This window comes from Streptomyces silaceus, from assembly GCF_001419745.1.
GTDB classification, from domain to species: Bacteria; Actinomycetota; Actinomycetes; order Streptomycetales; family Streptomycetaceae; genus Streptomyces; species Streptomyces silaceus.
On the sequence record NZ_LIRJ01000067.1, the window covers coordinates 1 to 18,176 of the forward strand.

At 73.2% G+C, this 18,176-nt stretch carries 19 protein-coding genes; 5 read left to right on the plus strand and 14 right to left on the minus strand.

Annotated features, from left to right (window positions below):
• From AOK22_RS07580 to AOK22_RS07610, 7 genes are all read right to left on the minus strand, one after another.
• On the minus strand, positions 1-548 hold a 548-nt coding region (locus AOK22_RS07580), incomplete at its 3' end, for an amidase (protein WP_244164713.1).
• Entirely contained in the window at positions 548-844 is a 297-nt protein-coding gene (gene gatC, locus AOK22_RS07585; RefSeq protein ID WP_010984178.1) for an Asp-tRNA(Asn)/Glu-tRNA(Gln) amidotransferase subunit GatC, read from the minus strand. The genes AOK22_RS07580 and gatC, both read right to left, overlap by 1 nt.
• 177 nt (positions 845-1,021) lie before the next feature.
• On the minus strand, positions 1,022-3,352 hold the full coding sequence (locus AOK22_RS07590; RefSeq protein ID WP_055697810.1) for a putative bifunctional diguanylate cyclase/phosphodiesterase: 2,331 nt from the start codon (positions 3,350-3,352) through the stop codon (positions 1,022-1,024).
• Between the two features lie 314 nt (positions 3,353-3,666).
• Positions 3,667-5,850 carry an NAD-dependent DNA ligase LigA gene (gene ligA, locus AOK22_RS07595; protein ID WP_055697811.1) on the minus strand — a complete coding sequence of 728 codons (2,184 nt, stop codon included), beginning with the start codon at positions 5,848-5,850 and terminating at the stop codon, positions 3,667-3,669.
• 30 nt (positions 5,851-5,880) lie between these two features.
• Positions 5,881-6,891, minus strand: a complete 1,011-nt coding sequence (locus tag AOK22_RS07600) for a methionine synthase (RefSeq protein ID WP_055697812.1) — start codon at positions 6,889-6,891, stop codon at positions 5,881-5,883.
• A complete protein-coding gene (locus AOK22_RS07605) occupies positions 6,888-7,586 on the minus strand; it encodes an SDR family oxidoreductase (RefSeq protein WP_055697813.1) in 699 nt (232 codons plus the stop codon). Before AOK22_RS07605 ends, AOK22_RS07600 begins: the two co-directional genes overlap by 4 nt.
• Positions 7,587-7,593: 7 nt before the next feature.
• Entirely contained in the window at positions 7,594-8,139 is a 546-nt protein-coding gene (locus tag AOK22_RS07610) for an LOG family protein (protein ID WP_055697814.1), read from the minus strand.
• A 50-nt stretch (positions 8,140-8,189) separates the two neighbouring features.
• Between AOK22_RS07610 and AOK22_RS07615 the strand changes: the two genes are divergently transcribed.
• Positions 8,190-8,519, plus strand: a complete 330-nt coding sequence (locus AOK22_RS07615; RefSeq protein ID WP_055697815.1) for a DUF427 domain-containing protein — start codon at positions 8,190-8,192, stop codon at positions 8,517-8,519.
• A gap of 66 nt (positions 8,520-8,585) precedes the next feature.
• Here the strand turns inward: AOK22_RS07615 and AOK22_RS07620 are convergent, their stop codons facing one another.
• Complete coding sequence (locus AOK22_RS07620) at positions 8,586-9,566, minus strand: GlxA family transcriptional regulator (RefSeq protein WP_055697816.1); 981 nt, start codon at positions 9,564-9,566, stop codon at positions 8,586-8,588.
• A 121-nt stretch (positions 9,567-9,687) separates the two neighbouring features.
• Between AOK22_RS07620 and AOK22_RS07625 the strand changes: the two genes are divergently transcribed.
• The gene (locus AOK22_RS07625; RefSeq protein ID WP_055697859.1) at positions 9,688-10,629 is read left to right on the plus strand and encodes an NADP-dependent oxidoreductase; all 942 of its coding nucleotides are present in this window, start codon (positions 9,688-9,690) and stop codon (positions 10,627-10,629) included.
• A gap of 87 nt (positions 10,630-10,716) precedes the next feature.
• On the opposite strand, the gene mnmA is transcribed toward AOK22_RS07625, so the two are convergent.
• The gene (gene mnmA, locus AOK22_RS07630; RefSeq protein WP_055697817.1) at positions 10,717-11,847 is read right to left on the minus strand and encodes a tRNA 2-thiouridine(34) synthase MnmA; all 1,131 of its coding nucleotides are present in this window, start codon (positions 11,845-11,847) and stop codon (positions 10,717-10,719) included.
• A gap of 67 nt (positions 11,848-11,914) precedes the next feature.
• Here mnmA and AOK22_RS07635 point away from each other — a divergent pair, with 67 nt between their 5' ends.
• Positions 11,915-12,640 (plus strand): N-acetylmuramoyl-L-alanine amidase, encoded by a 726-nt coding sequence (locus AOK22_RS07635; protein WP_055697818.1) that lies wholly within the window; start codon positions 11,915-11,917, stop codon positions 12,638-12,640.
• Between the two features lie 33 nt (positions 12,641-12,673).
• Here AOK22_RS07635 and AOK22_RS07640 read toward each other — a convergent pair whose 3' ends face one another.
• The 3 genes from AOK22_RS07640 to AOK22_RS41835 all read right to left on the minus strand — a co-directional run bounded on the left by AOK22_RS07640 (position 12,674) and on the right by AOK22_RS41835 (position 14,455).
• Entirely contained in the window at positions 12,674-13,843 is a 1,170-nt protein-coding gene (locus AOK22_RS07640; RefSeq protein ID WP_055697819.1) for a cysteine desulfurase family protein, read from the minus strand.
• Positions 13,844-13,891: 48 nt separating this feature from the next.
• Entirely contained in the window at positions 13,892-14,158 is a 267-nt protein-coding gene (locus AOK22_RS07645) for a hypothetical protein (protein ID WP_055697820.1), read from the minus strand.
• Positions 14,159-14,302: 144 nt separating this feature from the next.
• Positions 14,303-14,455 (minus strand): hypothetical protein, encoded by a 153-nt coding sequence (locus tag AOK22_RS41835; protein ID WP_167357837.1) that lies wholly within the window; start codon positions 14,453-14,455, stop codon positions 14,303-14,305.
• A gap of 128 nt (positions 14,456-14,583) precedes the next feature.
• Here AOK22_RS41835 and AOK22_RS07650 point away from each other — a divergent pair, with 128 nt between their 5' ends.
• Both AOK22_RS07650 and AOK22_RS07655 read left to right on the plus strand, forming a co-directional pair.
• Positions 14,584-15,294 (plus strand): TetR family transcriptional regulator, encoded by a 711-nt coding sequence (locus AOK22_RS07650; protein ID WP_079036412.1) that lies wholly within the window; start codon positions 14,584-14,586, stop codon positions 15,292-15,294.
• Positions 15,295-15,316: 22 nt separating this feature from the next.
• Positions 15,317-16,195: an alpha/beta fold hydrolase gene (locus tag AOK22_RS07655; protein ID WP_055697821.1), complete on the plus strand. Its 879-nt coding sequence runs from the start codon at positions 15,317-15,319 to the stop codon at positions 16,193-16,195.
• On the opposite strand, the gene AOK22_RS07660 is transcribed toward AOK22_RS07655, so the two are convergent.
• Entirely contained in the window at positions 16,152-17,153 is a 1,002-nt protein-coding gene (locus AOK22_RS07660) for a helix-turn-helix transcriptional regulator (protein ID WP_055697822.1), read from the minus strand. The two genes, AOK22_RS07655 and AOK22_RS07660, sit on opposite strands and share 44 nt — an antisense overlap.
• A gap of 112 nt (positions 17,154-17,265) precedes the next feature.
• Positions 17,266-18,144: a thioesterase family protein gene (locus AOK22_RS07665; RefSeq protein ID WP_055697823.1), complete on the minus strand. Its 879-nt coding sequence runs from the start codon at positions 18,142-18,144 to the stop codon at positions 17,266-17,268.
• Positions 18,145-18,176: the final 32 nt, after the last annotated feature.

Genomic DNA, 18,176 nt, shown 5'->3' on the forward strand with positions numbered 1-18,176 from the left:
GAGCCGCCGGTGTCGGTGCCGATGGCGAGGGGGGCCTCGTAGGAGGCGAGGGCGGCGCTGGAGCCGCCGCCGGAGCCACCGGGGATGCGGGTGAGGTCCCAGGGGTTGCCCGTGGGGCCGTACGCGCTGTTCTCGGTGGAGGACCCCATGGCGAACTCGTCCATGTTGGTCTTGCCGAGGATGACGACGTCGGCGGCCTTGAGGCGCTTGGTGACCGTGGCGTCGTACGGCGGGATCCAGCCCTCGAGAATCTTCGAGCCGACCGTGGTCGGCACGCCCTCGGTGGTGAAGATGTCCTTCAGCGCGAGCGGCACGCCGGCCAGCGGGCCGAGCTGCTCTCCCCGGGCGCGCTTCTCGTCGACGGCGCGGGCCTGCGCGAGGGCGCCCTCGCGGTCGACGTGCAGGAAGGCGTGCACCTTCTCGTCGACGGCGTCGATGCGGGCGAGGTGGGCCTCGGTGACCTCGACGGCCGTGAGCTCGCCGGACGCGACCTTCGACGCGATCTCGGCGGCGGTGAGCTTGATGATGTTGCTGTCCGTCATGGTGATTAGTCCTCCCCCAGGATCTGCGGCACCTTGAAACGCTGCTGCTCCTGGGCCGGGGCGCCGGAGAGCGCCTGCTCGGGGGTGAGCGACGGACGGACCTCGTCCGCGCGCATGACGTTCGTCAGCGGCAGCGGGTGCGAGGTCGGCGGTACGTCTTGGTCGGCGACCTCCGAGACGCGGGCGACCGCGCCGATGATGTCGTCGAGCTGTCCGGCGAAGTGGTCGAGCTCCTCGGCCTTCAGCTCCAGACGTGCAAGGCGGGCGAGGTGGGCGACCTCCTCGCGCGTGATGCCAGGCATGCGGCGATCCTCAGGGGTGAGTGTGTGGGTTGTGACCCCAATCCTATGGGTCGAGCCACCGTGCCCGTTAAACGGTTTCGTCCCCGGGGCCCCTCGGGCCCTCCGCGCGGGGCTCCGGGCCGCTCCGCGCGGGCTCCGTCACCACTTCCGTCCGGGGCCCGGACGGAAGCCCCGCCGCTACTGGACCACGTGTCCTGACGACTGCCCCACGTCCGAGCCCTCGGCGGCGGACTTCGCCTCGGCCGCCACGTCCGCCGGGCGGCGCCAGCCGCGCGAGCCGCGGGCCCGCAGCCACGCCGTCGTCTCCTCGGCCGGCATCGCCGCGGCGACGAGCCAGCCCTGCACCGCGTCGCAGCCGAGGTCCCGCAGCCGCTCCCAGGTCTCGTCGTCCTCGACGCCCTCGGCGACGACGAGCAGGCCGAGCGAGTGCGCGAGGTCCACGGTGCAGCGGACGATCTCCGCGTCCTCGTTGTCGACGGCGAGGCGGGCGACGAAGGAGCGGTCGATCTTCAGCTCGCTCACCGGGAGCCGGCGCAGGTGGACCAGCGAGGAGTACCCCGTGCCGAAGTCGTCGAGCGACATCTTGACGCCGTGGCCGGTGAGTCCGGCCAGCGTGTCCGCGGCGCGCTGCGGGTCCTCCAGGAGGACGTGCTCGGTTATCTCCAGCTGGAGGGCGCCGGCGGGGACTCCGTGCCGGGCCAGACGCGCCGCGACGGCGCCGGCGAAGCCGGGCGTGTGGACGTCGCGCGGCGACACGTTGACCGCGACGGGGACCTTCAGGCCCTGTGCCTGCCACTTGGCGACCTGGCCGAGGGCGGTCTCCAGGACGTACTCCGTCAGGTGCGGCATGAGACCGGACGACTCGGCGATGGCGATGAACTCGTCCGGCGGCACCTTCCCGCGCTCGGGGTGCACCCACCGCACCAGCGCCTCCAGGCCCGCGACCTTGCCGTCGAAGCGGACCTTGGGCTGGTAGTGCAGCTCGACGTCACCGGCGTCCAGGGCCCGGCGCAGATCGCCCAACAGGCCCAGCCGGTCGGGGGTGTTGGAGTCGCGCTTGGACTCGTACACCTCGACGCCCGTGCGGTCCCGCTTGGCCTGGTACATCGCGACGTCCGCCCGCCGCAGCAGCCCCTCCGCGTCGAGCGCGTGGTCGGGGAAGACGGCGAGGCCCGCGCTGGCCTCCAGGACGAGGGTCAGCCCGTCGAGGTCGAGCGGGGAGCCGAGCGCGGCGACCAGCTGGCGGGCCACGCGCGTGGCCGAGGTCGTGGAGTCGGCGACGGGGAGCAGCACGGCGAACTCGTCGCCGCCGAGCCGTGCCGCCTCCGCGCCGCGCGGCAGCGCGATCCGCAGCCGGTCCGCTATCTGGAGCAGTAACCGGTCACCGGCGAGGTGACCGAGGGTGTCGTTCACCGACCGGAAGCGGTCCATGTCGATCAGCATCAGGGCGGACCGCGCCCCGATCCGCTCGGCGTCGTCCAGGGCCGTCCAGGTCCGCTCCAGGAGCCACTGCCGGTTGGGCAGTCCGGTGAGCGGGTCCCGCAGCTGCTCCTCCGCCCTGGCGCGGGCGATCCACAGGGTGGAGTCCAGCGCGACCAGCGGGATCGCGAAGAGCGGCAGCAGGATCGGCAGGGAGATGGCCACGACGCAGATCAGCGGGGCGATGCCGAGCAGCGCGACGCCGAGGAGACCCTGCCTGACCAGGGCCGTGCGGGTGACCGTCGGCAGGGCGCCGGTGTGCGGCGAGTGGACGTACCAGAGCAGGACGCGGGTGACGGCGAGGTAGGCGACGGCGACCAGGGCGACCTCGGGCGCGGTGTAGAGGTCCCAGGTCTCGGGCAGCCAGGGCGATTCGGCGCTGGGCGCCGTGCCGAAGGCCGCGAGGGTGAGGGCTCCCGCGCCGATGCCGAGGATGTCGACCGCGCCGTGCAGCACGCCCTGGCGCCAGCGGTGCCGGCGCGCGACGCCGACCAGGACGACGGTGGTGAGGCTGACCATGCCGGCGGGCACCCAGCCGTAGAGCAGCAGGACGGCGACGGTCAGCGCGCCGCCGGAGCCGGTGCCGCCCCACCAGCGGTCGCGGCCGAGCGCGACCAGATGGCCGACGATGAGGCCGGTGAGGACGGCGAGGGACCAGCCGGCCGTGCCGGCGGGGAACAGTGCGTGCCGGCCGGTGAAGGCCTGGTGGAAGCCCGTGCCGAGCAGGACGGCGGCCGCGGCGACGACCACGAACGGCAGCAGCTGCCAGGGCGTGCGGCCGTCCTGCGGGGCGGCGCCGCCCGCGCCCGGCAGGGCCGCTGGTCCGTCCGGTCCTGACGGAGTGCTCCAGGCCCGCTCGCGGGGTTCGACGGCGGTGCTCAGCGTGCCCGCGCCCGGGGCCGCGCTGAGGGGGCAGCTGCCCGGTTCGGTGGACGTCGCTGTCCGGCGGCCGCGCAGCCAGGCGCTCGGCGCGCGCCACAGGCGGCCGCGCAGCCGTGAGTCCGGGGCGGCGCTCTCGGTCGGTTCCATTCCCGTCCCTCTCACAGCCGGCGGTGCCCACGCCACGCGGACTCGACCCGGAGTCGGCCGCGTCCCACAATCCGTCCCCGTGCTCTCCACGAGCAAGGGGACGTCGTACTCCCGAACTCGTGCCGAACAGGGATGCTCCCTTTCCAGGCTCTTGATGAGCAGGAGATACCCCGTTCGCAGCGGGGCACGGCAGGCGCACACCTCAACAGTAGGCCGCAGAAGGCTTCCACGGGCAGCGGTCGACTACGGTTGCCCGAATGCGACCCGGCCACCCGTATGCATCTGGTATGCGCTGAACGGGTGGCCTTCAACCGCTACTCCTCGGTCGGAAGCGCGACTTCCTTCGCCGCGTCCGGTCCTTGTTCGAGCAGGACAGCGAAGCCTTCCTCGTTGAGAACCGGAACCTTCAACTGCATGGCCTTGTCGTACTTGGATCCGGGGTTGTCCCCCACAACCACGAACGCGGTCTTCTTCGAAACGGAACCGGTCACCTTCGCGCCCCGGCTCTGCAGTGCCTCTTTCGCGCCATCCCGGGTGTGGTGCTCCAGCGTCCCGGTGACGACGACCGTGAGGCCTTCGAGCGGACGGGGGCCTTCGTCCTCGCCGCTCGCCTCTTCCTCCATGCGTACCCCGGCAGCCCGCCACTTGCGCAGGATCTCCCGGTGCCACTCCTCGGCGAACCACTGTTTGAGGGAGGCCGCGATGGTCGGGCCGACGCCCTCCACCACGGCCAGCTCCTCCTCGGTGGCCTGCTCGATGCGGTCGATGGAGCGGAACTCGCGGGCCAGGGCCTCGGCCGCGACCGGGCCGACGTGGCGGATGGAGAGGCCGTTGATGACGCGGGCCAGGGGGCGGTCCTTGGCCGCCGCGATGTTCTCCAGCATGGCGAGGGCGTTCTTCTTCGGCTCGCCCTTCTGGTTGGCGAAGACCGTGACGACCTTGTCCTCACCGGTCTTGGGGTCCCGCTTGGGCAGTCCGCTGTCCTGGTCGAGGACGTACGCCTTGATGGGCAGGAGCGTCTCGATGTCGAGGTCGAAGAAGTCGCCCTCGTCGGTCAGCGCGGGCTTCGCCGGCTCCAGCGGCTTGACCAGGGCCGCGGCGGCGACCTCGCCGAAGTTCTCGATGTCCAGGCACTGGCGCCCGCCGAGGTAGAACAGGCGCTCGCGCAACTGGGCGGGGCACGTGCGGGCGTTGGGGCAGCGGAGGTCGATGTCGCCCTCCTTCATGGCGCGCAGCTCCGTGCCGCACTCGGGGCACTCGGCGGGCATCACGAACTCCCGCTCGCTGCCGTCCCGCAGGTCCACGACCGGGCCGAGGATCTCCGGGATCACGTCGCCCGCCTTGCGGATGACGACGGTGTCGCCGATGAAGACACCCTTCTTCTTCACGATGTCCTGGTTGTGCAGGGTCGCGAACTCGACCTCGGAGCCGGCGACCGTGACGGGCTCCACCTGGGCGTACGGCGTGACGCGGCCCGTGCGTCCCACGCCCACGCGGATGTTGACCAGCTTGGTGTTGACCTCTTCGGGCGGGAACTTCCACGCGATGGCCCAGCGCGGCGCGCGCGCCGTGGAGCCGAGGCGGCCCTGCAACGGGATCTCGTCGAGCTTGACGACGACGCCGTCGATCTCGTGTTCCACGGAGTGACGGTTCTCCCCGAAGTACGCGATGAAGTCGCGCACTCCCTGGAGGTCGTCGACCACCTTGTTGTGCTGCGCGGTGGGCAGGCCCCATTCGTGCAGCAGTTCGTAGGCGTGGCTGAGGCAGTCGATGTCGAAGCCCTCACGGGCGCCGATGCCGTGCACGACCATGTGCAGCGGGCGGGTGGCGGTGACGCGCGGGTCCTTCTGGCGCAGCGAACCCGCCGCCGCGTTGCGCGGGTTGGCGAAGGGCTTGTCGCCCGCCTCCACCAGGCGGGCGTTCAGCTCCTCGAACTTCTCCATCGGGAAGAAGACCTCGCCGCGGACCTCGACGAGGGCGGGGACGCGGTCGCCCTTGAGGCGCTCGGGGATGTCGGTGATCGTGCGCACGTTCGGCGTGATGTCCTCGCCGGTGCGGCCGTCGCCGCGGGTGGCCGCGCGGGTGAGCTTGCCGTCCTCGTACGTGAGGTTGACCGCGAGGCCGTCGACCTTCAGCTCGCACAGGAAGTGGAAGTCCGGCGAGCCGACGTCCTTGGCGACGCGGTCGGCCCAGGCGGCCAGCTCCTCGTCGTCGAACGCGTTGTCCAGGGAGAGCATGCGCTCGCGGTGCTCGACGGCCGTGAACTCCGTCTCGTACGACCCCGCGACCTTCTGGGTCGGCGAGTCCGGCGTCCTGAGCTCGGAGTACTGCTCCTCCAGCGCTTCCAGGGAACGCAGGAGCTTGTCGAACTCGGCGTCGCTGACGACCGGTTGGTCCTTCACGTAGTACCGGAAGCGGTGCTCCTCGATCTGCTCGGCCAGCTGGGCGTGCTGATCCCGTGCCTCGGCGGGCACAGAGCCTTGCTGTTCGACAGCCACCGTTTCGTCCTCCCGTTACGTCATACCCAATTACTCAGGGTTGTCTGCGAGCGATCTCGCCGCCCGGACGCAGTGGGCGAGCACCTCGCGCGCATACGCGGGAGACGCTCCCGCGAGTCCGCACGACGGAGTGACCACGACCGACTCCGCGAGTGATCCCGGATTCAGCCCCAGCCTGCGCCACAGCGACCTGACACCCATGACGCTACCGGCAGGGTCTGACAATCGGCCGTCCACGCCGGGCACGACACCGGCGAAGAGCTTCGTGCCGCCCTCGACGGCCTCACCGATCACCTCGTCGTCACGCTCGGTGAGCAGGGCGAAGTCGAACGAGACCGCGTCGGCGCCGGCGCGGCGCAGCAGCGCGAACGGCACGTCGGGCGCGCACGAATGGACGACGCAGGGCCCGTCCCCGCGCACGGCCAGGACGTCCCGCAGCGTGCTCTCCACGACCTGGCGGTCCACGGCGCGGTGCGTGCGGTACTCGCTGGCCGTCTTGACCTGCCCGCGCAGCACGGCGATGAGCGAGGGCTCGTCGAGCTGCAGGACCACCTGGGCCCCGGGCACCCTGCGGCGCACGTCCGCGAGGTGCGCGCGCAGCCCTTCGGCGAGGGATCCCGCCAGGTCGCGGCAGGCGCCGGGGTCGGAGAGCGCCGCCTCGCCGTTCCTGAGCTCCAGGGCGGCGGCGAGGGTCCAGGGGCCGACGGCCTGGACCTTGAGCGGGCCCTCGTACCCCTGGGTGAACTCCTCCAGGGCGTCGAGGTCCTCGCCGAGCCAGGCCTTCGCGCGCCGGGTGTCGCGGCCCGGACGGTCGCCGACGCGCCAGCCGCTGGGCTCCACGCGCGCGTACAGGTCGACGAGGAGCCCCGCGGTGCGGCCGATCATGTCGGCGCCGGGGCCGCGGGCGGGCAGCTCCGCGAGGTACGGGATGCCCTGCTCCGGCCCCTCGAAGCTGCCCGTGACGGTCTTGGCGGCCTCGCGGGCGTCACCGCCGGGCATGGACCCGACGCCGGTCGCCGGGCCCCAACGGAAGTCGCTCATCGCCCCGGCCGCACCGTCAGGTCGTTGACCTCCGCGTCGCGCGGCAGGTCCAGGGCCATGACGATCGTCGTGGCGACCGACTCGGGGTCGATCCAGCGGGCGGGGTCGTACTCCTTGCCCTCCTGCTGGTGGACCTTGACCTGCATGGCGCTGGCCGTGCGGCCCGGGTAGACGGAGGTGACGCGGACGCCGTTGCCGTGCTCCTCGTGGCGCAGCGCGTCGGCGAGCGCCTTCAGGCCGTGCTTGGAGGCGGCGTACGCGGACCACTCGGGGCTCGCCTTGAGGCCGGCGCCGGAGTTGACGAAGACCACGTGCCCCTGGGCGAGCCGCAGTTGGGGCAGGAAGTGGCGGGTCAGCTCGGCGGGGGCGATCAGGTTGACGTTGAGCTGGTGACGCCAGGTCTTGGGGGTGAGCTCGCCGACCGGGCCGAGGTCGACGACGCCCGCGATGTGCAGGAGGGAGTCCACGCGCGCGGGCAGCGACTGGTGCCCGAAGGCCCAGGACAGCTTGTCGGGGTCGGAGAGGTCGCCGACGAGGGTGCTCGCGCCGGGGAACTCGGCGGCGAGCTCCTTGGCGCGGCCCGCGTCGCGCGCGTGCAGGACGAGCTCGTCGCCGCGTGCGTGGAGGCGGCGGGCGACGGCCGCGCCGATGCCGGAGCCCGCCCCGGTGATCACATGTGTTGCCATACCCGCCATGCTCGCATCACTGGGTGCCCTGCGATTCCTCCAGGTACGCCAGGGCGCCCACCGGCTCCTCGGCGAAGAAGACGAGGTCGGTCAGGGGGACGGGCAGGAAGCCCTCGTCCTCCATGCGGCGGAACTGCTCCTTGAGGCCGTCGTAGAACCCCTCGGAGTTCAGCAGGACGACCGGCTTGGTGTGCTTGCCGTGCTTCTTCAGCTCCAGGATCTCGGTGGCCTCGTCGAGCGTGCCGGTGCCGCCCACCATGATCACGACGGCGTCGGACTTCTCCAGGAGCAGCGCCTTGCGCTCGGCGAGGTCGCGGGCGATCACCATCTCGTCGGGCGCGGTGACCTGCCTGGCCCTGTCCGCGAGGAAGTCGACGGAGACGCCGACGAGCCGGCCGCCCGCCTCCTGCACGCCGTCGGCCACGACCTTCATCAGACCGCTCTCGGAGCCGCCCCACACCAGGGTGTGGCCGCCCTTGCCGAGCAGTTCGGCGAATTCCCGGGCGGGGCGGGTGTAGCGGTCGTCGAGGTCGGCGGCGGAGAGGAAGACGCAGATGTTCATGCGCCCACGGTACGTTCCGCCTCTGACAGCACTCATCGAGGAGGGCAGCCGTGAGCCAAGGACATCGGATCACCATCGAGCAGGGCACGGACCACGTGCGCGTGGTGCGCGACGGGCAGGTCGTGGCGGAGAGCCGCCGCCCCCTGCTGCTGCGCGAGACGGGCTACCCCGTCCGGCACTACCTGCCTCCGGAGGACGTGCGCACCGATCTGCTGACGCCGTCGGCCACGACGACGTACTGCCCGTTCAAGGGAACGGCCTCCTACTGGTCGCTGCCGGGCGCGGACGACCTGGTGTGGGCGTACCCGGAGCCGAAGCCCGGCGTGGCCGGGATCAAGGACCACTTCTGCTTCTTCGAGGCGGAGGTCCTTGAGGACTAGGTCCTCAGGGCCCAGGTCACCGCACGGCGCACGTCACCGCGGGCACACGTCACCGCGCGGCACACCTCACCGGGACGCCGCGAACGTCTTGCGGTAGGCGTTCGGCGAGACCCCGAGGATCGAACGCACGTGCTGGCGCAGGGAGTTGCCGGTGCCGAACCCCGCCCGGTGGGCCACGACGTCCACCGGCAGGTCGCTCGACTCCAGGAGCTGGCGGGCCAGTTCGATGCGCTGGGCGGTGAGCCAGCGCCCGGGAGGCATGCCGACCTCCTCCTGGAAGCGGCGCGTGAAGGTCCGCAGGCTCATGCGCGCGTGGGCGGCCAACTCGCCCAGCGGAAGCGGCTCCTGGAGCCGTTCCAGCGCCCACGCGCGCGTGGCTGCCGTCGTCGCGAGCGTGGGCTCCGGGACGGGCCGTTCGATGTACTGGGCCTGCCCGCCCTCGCGCCAGGGCGGCACCACGCAGAAGCGGGCGACGTGGTGGGCGACGGCGCTGCCGTGGTCGCGGCGCAGCAGATGCAGACACAGGTCGACGCCCGCGCCGACGCCGGCCGCGGTCAGGATGTCGCCGTCGTCCACGAAGAGGACGTCCTCGTCGACCGCGACCCGGGGGAAGGTCCGCCGGAAGTGGTCGGCCTCCTTCCAGTGCGTGGTCGCCGGGCGCCCGTCCAGCAGCCCCGCGGCGGCCAGGACGTACGAGCCGGTGCACAGGGACACCCAGCGCGTGCCCGGCCGCACCCGGGCGAGGGCGGCGGCGAGGCCGTCGGGCAGGACGCCGTCCAGCGTGCCGCCGCACAGGCGGCTCGTGGGCGGGATCACCACGGTGTCCGCCCGTGCGAGCGCCTCGGGGCCGTGCTCCACCGCCATCTCGAAGCCGGCGTCGGTCCGCACCGGCCGCCCGTCCACCGTGCAGACGACGACGTCGTAGAGCGGACGCCCTTCGGCGTCCTCGGCCGCGCCGAAGACCCGCGGCGCGATGCCCGTCTCGAACACGTACGCGCCGTCCAGCGCGAGGACCGCCACACGGTGCCGGCTGTCTGAGGAGGTCATGGCCGAATCCTGTCACATCATGGCCAAACTGCCAGCACCGTGATCGATCGTCGCGACGCACGCTGGTGCGACCGGCCGCCGGGCGGCGGCCGGTCCGTCCCGAAAGAGGAAGACCATGAAGATGCGTGCCGTCAGCCCCCGTACCTGGGGCGCCCCCGAGGTCCTCGTCCCGGTGGAGGTGGACCGCCCCGAGCCCGGCCTCACCGAGATCCTGGTCCGCGTGCACGCCGCGGGCGTCAACCCGGTCGACTGGAAGACCCGCGCCGAGGGCGCCTTCGGCAGCTGGGGCGACACCCCGATCCTGGGCTACGACGTCTCGGGCGTCGTCGAGGAGGTCGGCCCCGGGGTGACCCTGTTCCGGCCGGGCGACGAGGTGTTCGGCATGCCCCGCTTCCCCGAGCAGGCGGGCGGCTACGCCGAGTTCGTCGCGGCGCCCGCCCGGCGCTTCGTCCACAAGCCGGCCGGCATCGGCCACGTCCAGGCCGCCGCGCTGCCGCTGGCGGCGCTCACGGCCTGGCAGGGGCTGGTCGAGACGGCCGGGCTGCGCGCCGGACAGCGGGTGCTGATCCACGCGGCGGCCGGCGGTGTGGGCCACCTCGCCGTGCAGATCGCCAAGGCGCGGGGCGCGTACGTGATCGGGACCGCACGCCAGGAGAAGCACGCTTTCCTGCGCGGGCTCGGCGCGGACGAAGTCGTCGACTACGCGCGCGTGGACTTCGCCGAGGCGGTGCGCGACGTGGACGTCGTCCTCGACGGGGTCGGCGGCGAGTACGGCGACCGCTCCCTGCCCGTCCTGCGCCGCGGCGGCCACCTGGTGACCCTCCCGGACCCGGGCGGCCTGCCGGACCCCGCGCGGGCCGCGGAGCTCGGCGTGCACGCCGGGTGGACCGTCGTCGAGCCGGACCGCCTCGGCCTGCTGGAGATCGCGCGCCTGGTCGACGAGGGCAGGCTCCGCGCCGAGATCGACACGGTGCTGCCCCTCGCGGACGCCGCGAAGGCCCACGCGTACGGCGAACAGGGCCGCACCCAGGGCAAGATCGTCCTCCGCGTCACGGAGGACTGACCGGACGGTCGACGGAGGCGGCGCGGAAGACCGCGCACCGAACGGACGAAGGCCCGCGCGCCGAACGGGCGAGCGTCCGCGCGGAGCCTAGGCCGCCGCCGTCGCCCGCCGCGTCGTCGCGATCGTCGCCGAGCCGACCACGCGCGTGTCGTCGTAGAGCACGATCGCCTGGCCGGGCGCGACGCCGCGCACCGGCTCGGTGAAGGAGACGTTCAGGGTGCCGTCGACCAGCTCGGCGGTCACCTCCGTCTCACCGCCGTGGGCGCGCAGCTGCGCGGTGTACGTGCCGGGCCCGGTGGGGGCCGCGCCGCACCAGCGGGGCCTGATGGCGGTCAGGCCGGTCACGTCCAGGGCGTCGGCCGGGCCGACCGTCACGGTGTTGTTCACCGGGGAGATGTCCAGGACGTACCGCGGCTTGCCGTCGGGCGCCGGGGTGCCGATCCGCAGCCCCTTGCGCTGGCCGATGGTGTAGCCGTACGCCCCTTCGTGCGTGCCGAGCTTGTTGCCCTCGGCGTCCACGATGTCGCCCTCCGCCTTGCCGAGGCGGGCGGCGAGGAAGCCCTGGGTGTCGCCGTCGGCGATGAAGCAGATGTCGTGGCTGTCGGGCTTCTTGGCGACGGCGAGCCCGCGGCGCTCGGCCTCGGCGCGGATCTCCTCCTTGGTGGTGACCGTGTCGCCCAGGGGGAACATCGCGTGGGCGAGCTGGCGCTCGTCCAGGACCCCGAGGACGTAGCTCTGGTCCTTGGCCATGTCGGAGGCGCGGTGCAGCTCGCGCGAGCCGTCCTCGTGGACGATCACCTTGGCGTAGTGGCCGGTGACGACCGCGTCGAAGCCGAGGGCGAGGGCCTTGTCGAGGAGCGCGGCGAACTTGATCTTCTCGTTGCAGCGCAGGCACGGGTTGGGCGTGCGGCCCGCCTCGTACTCGGCGACGAAGTCCTCGACCACGTCCTCGCGGAAGCGCTCGGCGAGGTCCCACACGTAGAACGGGATGCCGATGACGTCCGCGGCGCGGCGGGCGTCGCGCGAGTCCTCGATGGTGCAACAGCCCCGCGCGCCCGTGCGGAACGACTGCGGGTTCGCCGAGAGCGCGAGGTGCACTCCCGTCACGTCGTGCCCCGCCTCGGCGGCACGGGCGGCGGCGACGGCGGAGTCCACGCCTCCGGACATCGCGGCCAGGACACGGAGGGGGCGCTGGGGGCGCTGCGGGGTCTCGGTCAAAGTCATAGCCCTCACAGGGTACGGGGCGACGGGAACCGTACGCCCGTGAGTAAGCGTTGACGATCACATGGGGGAAGAGACCACCGGGCCCGGCGGTGCGGGCGAGCAGGGCGCGGAGCCGAAGCGCCGTCGTGGCATCGACCGGCGCACGCTGCTGATCGGCGGTACCGCCGCGGCCTTCGGCACCGCCGTGCTGGCCAGGGACGAGCTGGGCCGGCTGTGGTGGCGGATGCCGGGGGTGGTGAAGAAGCGCAAGGAGGGCGAGGTCGACACCCCGGGCGCGCAGTGGATCGCCGCGTCCGACTACAACTGGCGGCGCGCGGACCGCCCCGACGACTACGACATCGACCGCGTGGTCATCCACGTCGTCCAGGGCGGGTACCAGACGGCACTGCGGGTCTTCAAGGACCCCGGGCACGGCGCCGCCGCGCACTACGTGGTCCGCAAGGACGGCCACATCGCGCAGATGATCCGCGAGCTGGACGTGGCGTTCCACGCGGGCAACAAGAGGTACAACGAACGCAGCATCGGCATCGAGCACGAGGGCTTCGTCGACAAGAAGGCGTCGTTCACCGACGCGATGTACGCGGCGTCGGCGCGGCTCACCGCCGGGATCTGCCGCAGGTACGACATCCCGGTGGACCGCGAGCACATCGTCGGGCACGTCGAGGTGCCGGGCACGGACCACACGGACCCGGGCCCGTACTGGGACTGGGACCGCTACCTGCGCCTGGTGCGGGCCGCCCGGGACGCGCCGGAGAAGCCCGCGAAGTCCTCGGAGCCCAAGAAGTAGTCCGCCTGGCCCGGGCCCGTGAGCCCCGCCCGGCTAGCTCAGGCCCGCCGACCGCGCCCGCTCGACCGCGGGGCCGATCGCCGCGGCCACCGCGTCGACGTCCGCCTTCGTCGAGGTGTGGCCGAGGGAGAAGCGCAGGGTGCCGCGGGCCAGGTCGGGGTCGGTGCCGGTGGCGAGCAGGACGTGGCTGGGCTGGGCGACGCCCGCGGTGCAGGCCGAGCCGGTGGAGCACTCGATGCCCTGGGCGTCGAGCAGCAGCAGGAGGGAGTCGCCCTCGCAGCCCGGGAAGGTGAAGTGCGCGTTGGCGGGCAGCCGGCCCTCCGGGGCCGGGTCGCCGCCGAGGATCGCCTCGGGGACCGCGGCGCGGACGGCGGCCACCAGCTCGTCGCGGAGCGCGCCGACCTCGGCGGCGAACCGCTCGCGGTGCGCGGCGGCGTGCTCCCCGGCGACGGCGAACGCCGCGATGGCGGGCACGTCGAGCGTCCCGGAGCGCACATGCCGCTCCTGGCCGCCGCCGTGCAGCACGGGCACGGGGCTGTACTCGCGGCCGAGCAGCAGCGCGCCGATGCCGTAGGGCCCGCCGATCTTGTGGCCGGAGACGGTCATCGCGGCGAGCCCGGAGGCGCCGAAGTCGACGGGGACCTGGCCGTAGGCCTGCACCGCGTCGGCGTGCAGCGGGACGCCGAACTCCTGGGCGACGTCGGCGAGTTCGCGGACCGGCTGGATCGTGCCGATCTCGTTGTTGGCCCACATGACGGTGGCGAGGGCGACGTCGTCGGGGTTCCGCTCCATGGCCTCGCGCAGCGCGTCGGGGTGCACGCGGCCGTACGCGTCGACCGGGAGGTACTCGACGGTGGCGCCCTCGTGCTCGCCGAGCCAGTCGACGGCGTCGAGGACGGCGTGGTGTTCGACGGGGCTGGCGAGGACCCGGGTGCGGGCCGGGTCGGCGTCGCGCCGCGCCCAGTAGAGCCCCTTGACGGCGAGGTTGTCCGCCTCGGTGCCGCCGGAGGTGAAGACGGTCTCGCTGGGGCGCGCGCCGAGCGACTCGGCGAGGTTCTCGCGGGCCTCCTCGACGGTGCGTCGCGCACGGCGTCCCGCCGCGTGCAGCGAGGAGGCGTTGCCGGTGACGGCGATCTGCGCGGTCATCGCCGCGATCGCCTCCGGGAGCATCGGAGTGGTCGCTGCGTGGTCGAGGTAGGCCATGGTGGGCACGATTCTACGAGCCGTGCGGTGCCGGACGCCCCGGCGGTATCAGCCTGCGAGACCCCAGGACACGGTGTTGTCCGCCGAGACGAGCACGGCGAGCACGACGAGGTCGGCCACGCCGAGCCCGAGGCCGAGCAGCGCGCGGCCCTTGCGGGCGGTGCCGCGCCACAGGGCGAGGCCCGCGAGGACGATCGCGACGGGCCCGAGGAAGAGGTTGAGGACGAGCAGTCCGAGCAGGCCGAGGACGAACGAGGCGACGGCCATGCCGTCGGCGTCCCGCCGCGCTGCGGGCCTGGTGGCGGTGAGTTCCATGGTGCGACTCCTGGCAGGTGGAGGTGTCGTACGGGTGGATCGGGGCGGCGCCGGATCGGATCGGCGCCGGGGCGTACCGGCGGGTCCGCGCCGGGGCGTACCGGCGGGTCCGCGCCGGGGCGTGCCGCGGGTCGCGCCGGAGGGTCAGCGCTGGTGCGCGCGGCGCTCGCGGACGGCGAAGACCACGAGCCAGACGCCGATGACGGCGGCGGCGACGGCGGTGACGGGCAGCGGGGCGTGGGCCACGGTGCCCATCGCGACGCCGAGCAGGAGGAGGGCGGCGACGAGGAAAAGCATGGGACCCCTCTCGGTTGCGGTGACCTCTCGGTTCGGTGAACGCTTGTGGTAACAACTGTTCACTGACTGGAGAGTCTACTCCCCTTCCCCGCTTCCCAATCCCAGAGAACAGTTGTTAACTGCATGGCATGAGTCACACGCTCGGCGTCCGGCAGGCCCAGAAGCAGAAGACCCGGCAGGCCCTCCTCGACGCGGCCCTCGGGCTGCTGGAGGAGCAGAGCCTCAGCAGCCTGGGCCTGCGCGAGGTCACCCGTGCCGTGGGCGTCGCCCCCACCGCCTTCTACCGGCACTTCCGCGACACCGCCGACCTGGGCGTGACGCTGGTCGAGGAGGCGCTCGGCAGCCTGCACACGACGCTCGCCGCCCTGCTCACGACGGTCGGCGACGGCGAGGAACGCGTCGCGGCCGCCGTCGGGCTGATCGCCGCCTACGTCCGCGAGCACCCCGCGCACGTCCGCTTCATCGCCCGCGAGCGGCACGGCGGCGTCAAGGCGGTGCGCGCCGCGATCGGCGACCAGCTCGCCCTGTTCGCCGAGGAGGTGCGGGACCAGTTCGCCAGGGAGCCCGAGGCGAAGGGCTGGAGCGACGACGACCTGCTGATGCTCGCCGGGATGTACGTCGACCACATGGTGATGACGGCCTCGACGCTCCTGGAGGCGGAGACGCCCGAGGCCCAGCGGGCCGTGGCCGACACCGCGCGCCGGCAGCTGCGCCTGGTGAGCCTCGGGCGCCTGCACTGGCTCGACGGACAGGAGAGCGAGGACAGCCAGGGCCGCCCACGAGGCGCCCAGAGCCCCGAGGGGCCTCCGGCCCCCGTTGAGTCCTCGACTCTCCCGTAAGGGGCAACTAGCATCTACGGTCATGACGACCACCCGTGACACGACGAACGCCCGGGACGCCTGGACCCTCGACCGGACCTTCACCGGTTCGGCCGGGGCGATCCGCTGGGCCGCGCTCGGCCCCGACGACGCCCCGCCCGTCGTCCTGGTCCACGGCACGCCCTTCTCGTCGTACGTATGGCGGGGCGTCGCCCGCGCCCTCGCGCGCGAACACCGCGTGTACGTCTGGGACCTGGCCGGTTACGGCGCATCCGAGATGCGGGCGGGACAGGACGTGTCGCTGGCCGCGCAGGGCCGCGTGCTCACCGAACTGCTCGACCACTGGGGCCTGGACCGGCCCGCCGTCGTCGCCCACGACTTCGGGGGCTGCGTCGCGCTGCGCGCCCGTCTGCTGCACGGCGCGGCCTACGAACGCCTCGCGCTCGTCGACCCGGTGGCCCTCGCCCCTTGGGGCTCCCCCACCTACCGGCTGCTCGGCGCCCACGCCGAGGTGTTCGGACAGCTGCCGCCCGAGCTGCACCGGGCCCTCGTGCGGGAGTACGTCTCCTCGGCCAGCCACCGGGGCCTGCACCCCGCCGTCCTCGACCGGCTCGTGGCGCCCTGGTGCACCGACGAGGGCAGGCCCGCCTTCTACCGGCAGATCGGGCAGAACGACCAGCGCTTCACCGACGAGATCCAGGACCGGTACGGGGAGCTGGACCTGCCCGTCCTGGTCTGCTGGGGCACCGACGACACCTGGATCCCGGTGGCGCGCGGCCAGGAGCTGGCCAAGGCGATCCCCGGTGCCGAGCTGCGCCTGATCGAGGGCGCCGGACACCTCGTACAGGAGGACGCGCCCGCCGAACTCACCGGCGAGCTCAGCCGTTTCCTGCGCCGGGACCCGCTCCGTACAGCTCGGTGACCGCGGCGGCGGCGCGCGCCAGCTCCGCGCGGACCTCGGGCGGCGAGAGCACCTCCAGGTCGCCGCCGAAGGGAAGCAGCGAGCGGGCCTCGCCGATGACCCCGAAGCCCAGGCTCACGGTGAGCCACTCGCTCGCGCCGTCGTCCTCGGGCGGCCCGCCGAGCCGGTGCCCGTGGAGCCGCAGGAACAGCTCGTAGCGGCGGCGCGCCACGCGCGCCGTCACCTCGACGCCGACCGGCCGCTCCTCGACCTGGCGCTTCAGCACGCCCCAGACGTCGGCGAGTTCGACTCCTTCTCGCCGCCTGACGGGCGCCTCCGTCACGGTCGCCGACCGCACCCGGTCGGCGCGGAAGAGCCGTGGGGCGCCGCGCCGGTCCGCGACCAGGTACCAGACGCCGGCCTTGGCGACGAGGCCATAGGGGTCCACGGTGCAGGTGCTCGGCCCGGCGTCCCCGCTGTGCCGGTAGCGCAGGCGCAGGCGGCGGTCGGCGAAGACGGCGTCCCGCAGGACGTCGAAGTCGACGATGGCCGCGGCGGCCGGGTCCGGCCCGCGGGCCCCCGGCATCCAGCGCGCCGAGTCGACGAGGACGCGGCGGCTCATCAACTCGGCGGCGGGGCGGTGGGGTTCGGGCAGCGCCGCCATGACCTTGCGCAGCGCGGAGCCGAGCGCGTCGTCCAGGCCGAGCGCGGCGTGCGCGCCCTGCGCGGCGAGGATGAACAGGGCCCGCGACTCGTCCGCGGTCAGCCCGGTCACATCGGTGCGGAACCCGGCGAGCAGTTCGATGCCGCCGTGCCGGCCGCGCTCGGCGTAGACCGGGACGCCGGAGGCGGACAGGGCCTCGATGTCCCGGTAGATCGTGCGGACCGAGACCTCGAGGCGCTCGGCGAGCTCGTGCGCGGGGACCCGCCCGCGGGTCTGGAGCAGCAGCAGGATCGAGAGCAGCCGGTCGGATTTCACCCGCTCAGGATTCCACCCGCCCGGCACCGCCCACGGAATGCCCTACGGAACATCCGCCACCGACTGCCCTGCGGAACGCCCCGCGGACCCGCGCCGCACGGCGCTTGGAGCGTCAGCTCAGCCGCGCCCGCGCCAGCTGCCGCGACTGCGCCACCAGCCGGTCCTCGCTGTCCCAGACCTCCGCGTCCTCCTCCAGGAAGCCGCCCGCGAGGTTGCGCGTGGTGATCGAGACGCGGAGCGGGCCCGGGGCCGGGCGGTGGCGGACGTGGACCGTCAGCTCCACGGTCGGGACCCAGCCGCTCAGGCCCATCTCGAAGGCGGTCGGCGGCAGCGCGTCGACGGCGAGGAGCAGCGAGAGCGGGTCCGCGTCGCGGCCGTCCGCGAGGCCGAACCAGGCCCGCATCTCCCCCTTGCCGGACGGCTGCCCGAGCGCCCAGCCGAGGGTGGCGGGGTCGAGCTTGAGGAAGAGGCGGTCGGCGATGGCCGAACTGCCGGGCACGGGCCGGTGGTCGGGGGCGTCCTGCGCGCCGAAGCACTGGTCGAGCGGCGGGATGACGGGCGGCACGGCCGTGGTGCGCACGTCGTCGGGGAGCGCGTCGAGGTCCCCGTACGAGGCGACCACGCGGATCCGCTCGACCTCGTGGCCGTCCTCGTCGTACTGGAAGAGCGAGGCCTGCCCGGTGGACAGGGACCGTCCGGCGCGCACCAGCTCGGTGCGGATCACGGCGGGGCCGGGGTTCGACGCGGTGAGGTAGTGCGCGGAGACGGTGAACGGGTCGGCGTGCGGCAGGGCGTCGGCGAGCGCGCGGCCGAGGACGGCGAGGAGGTAGCCGCCGTTGACGGCGCTGATGATCGTCCACCCGGCCGAGAGCTCGGTGTCGTAGACGCCGGGCTCCCGCCGGATCACCGCGGTGTCGCGGTCGAACTCGCTGTCGCCGATGCGGGCGGGTATCGATGCGGTTATCGATGCTTGCGATGCTGCCGTTGCCATGCCAGCAACGTACAACAGGAAACTACTGAGCG

What these genes read in the sequence shown, in the direction of transcription:
- AOK22_RS07600 (WP_055697812.1), bottom strand. Translation starts at nt 6,891, where the DNA reads ATGAGCGACTTCCGTTGGGGCCCGGCGACCGGCGTCGGGTCCATGCCC.
- AOK22_RS07665 (WP_055697823.1), bottom strand. Translation starts at nt 18,144, where the DNA reads ATGGCAACGGCAGCATCGCAAGCATCGATAACCGCATCGATACCCGCC.
- AOK22_RS07605 (WP_055697813.1), bottom strand. Translation starts at nt 7,586, where the DNA reads ATGGCGGGTATGGCAACACATGTGATCACCGGGGCGGGCTCCGGCATC.
- AOK22_RS07610 (WP_055697814.1), bottom strand. Translation starts at nt 8,139, where the DNA reads ATGAACATCTGCGTCTTCCTCTCCGCCGCCGACCTCGACGACCGCTAC.
- AOK22_RS07625 (WP_055697859.1), top strand. Translation starts at nt 9,688, where the DNA reads ATGCGTGCCGTCAGCCCCCGTACCTGGGGCGCCCCCGAGGTCCTCGTC.
- AOK22_RS41835 (WP_167357837.1), bottom strand. Translation starts at nt 14,455, where the DNA reads ATGCTTTTCCTCGTCGCCGCCCTCCTCCTGCTCGGCGTCGCGATGGGC.
- AOK22_RS07620 (WP_055697816.1), bottom strand. Translation starts at nt 9,566, where the DNA reads ATGACCTCCTCAGACAGCCGGCACCGTGTGGCGGTCCTCGCGCTGGAC.
- AOK22_RS07640 (WP_055697819.1), bottom strand. Translation starts at nt 13,843, where the DNA reads ATGGCCTACCTCGACCACGCAGCGACCACTCCGATGCTCCCGGAGGCG.
- AOK22_RS07650 (WP_079036412.1), top strand. Translation starts at nt 14,584, where the DNA reads ATGAGTCACACGCTCGGCGTCCGGCAGGCCCAGAAGCAGAAGACCCGG.
- gatC (WP_010984178.1), bottom strand. Translation starts at nt 844, where the DNA reads ATGCCTGGCATCACGCGCGAGGAGGTCGCCCACCTCGCCCGCCTTGCA.
- AOK22_RS07635 (WP_055697818.1), top strand. Translation starts at nt 11,915, where the DNA reads ATGGGGGAAGAGACCACCGGGCCCGGCGGTGCGGGCGAGCAGGGCGCG.
- AOK22_RS07655 (WP_055697821.1), top strand. Translation starts at nt 15,317, where the DNA reads ATGACGACCACCCGTGACACGACGAACGCCCGGGACGCCTGGACCCTC.
- AOK22_RS07645 (WP_055697820.1), bottom strand. Translation starts at nt 14,158, where the DNA reads ATGGAACTCACCGCCACCAGGCCCGCAGCGCGGCGGGACGCCGACGGC.
- AOK22_RS07590 (WP_055697810.1), bottom strand. Translation starts at nt 3,352, where the DNA reads ATGGAACCGACCGAGAGCGCCGCCCCGGACTCACGGCTGCGCGGCCGC.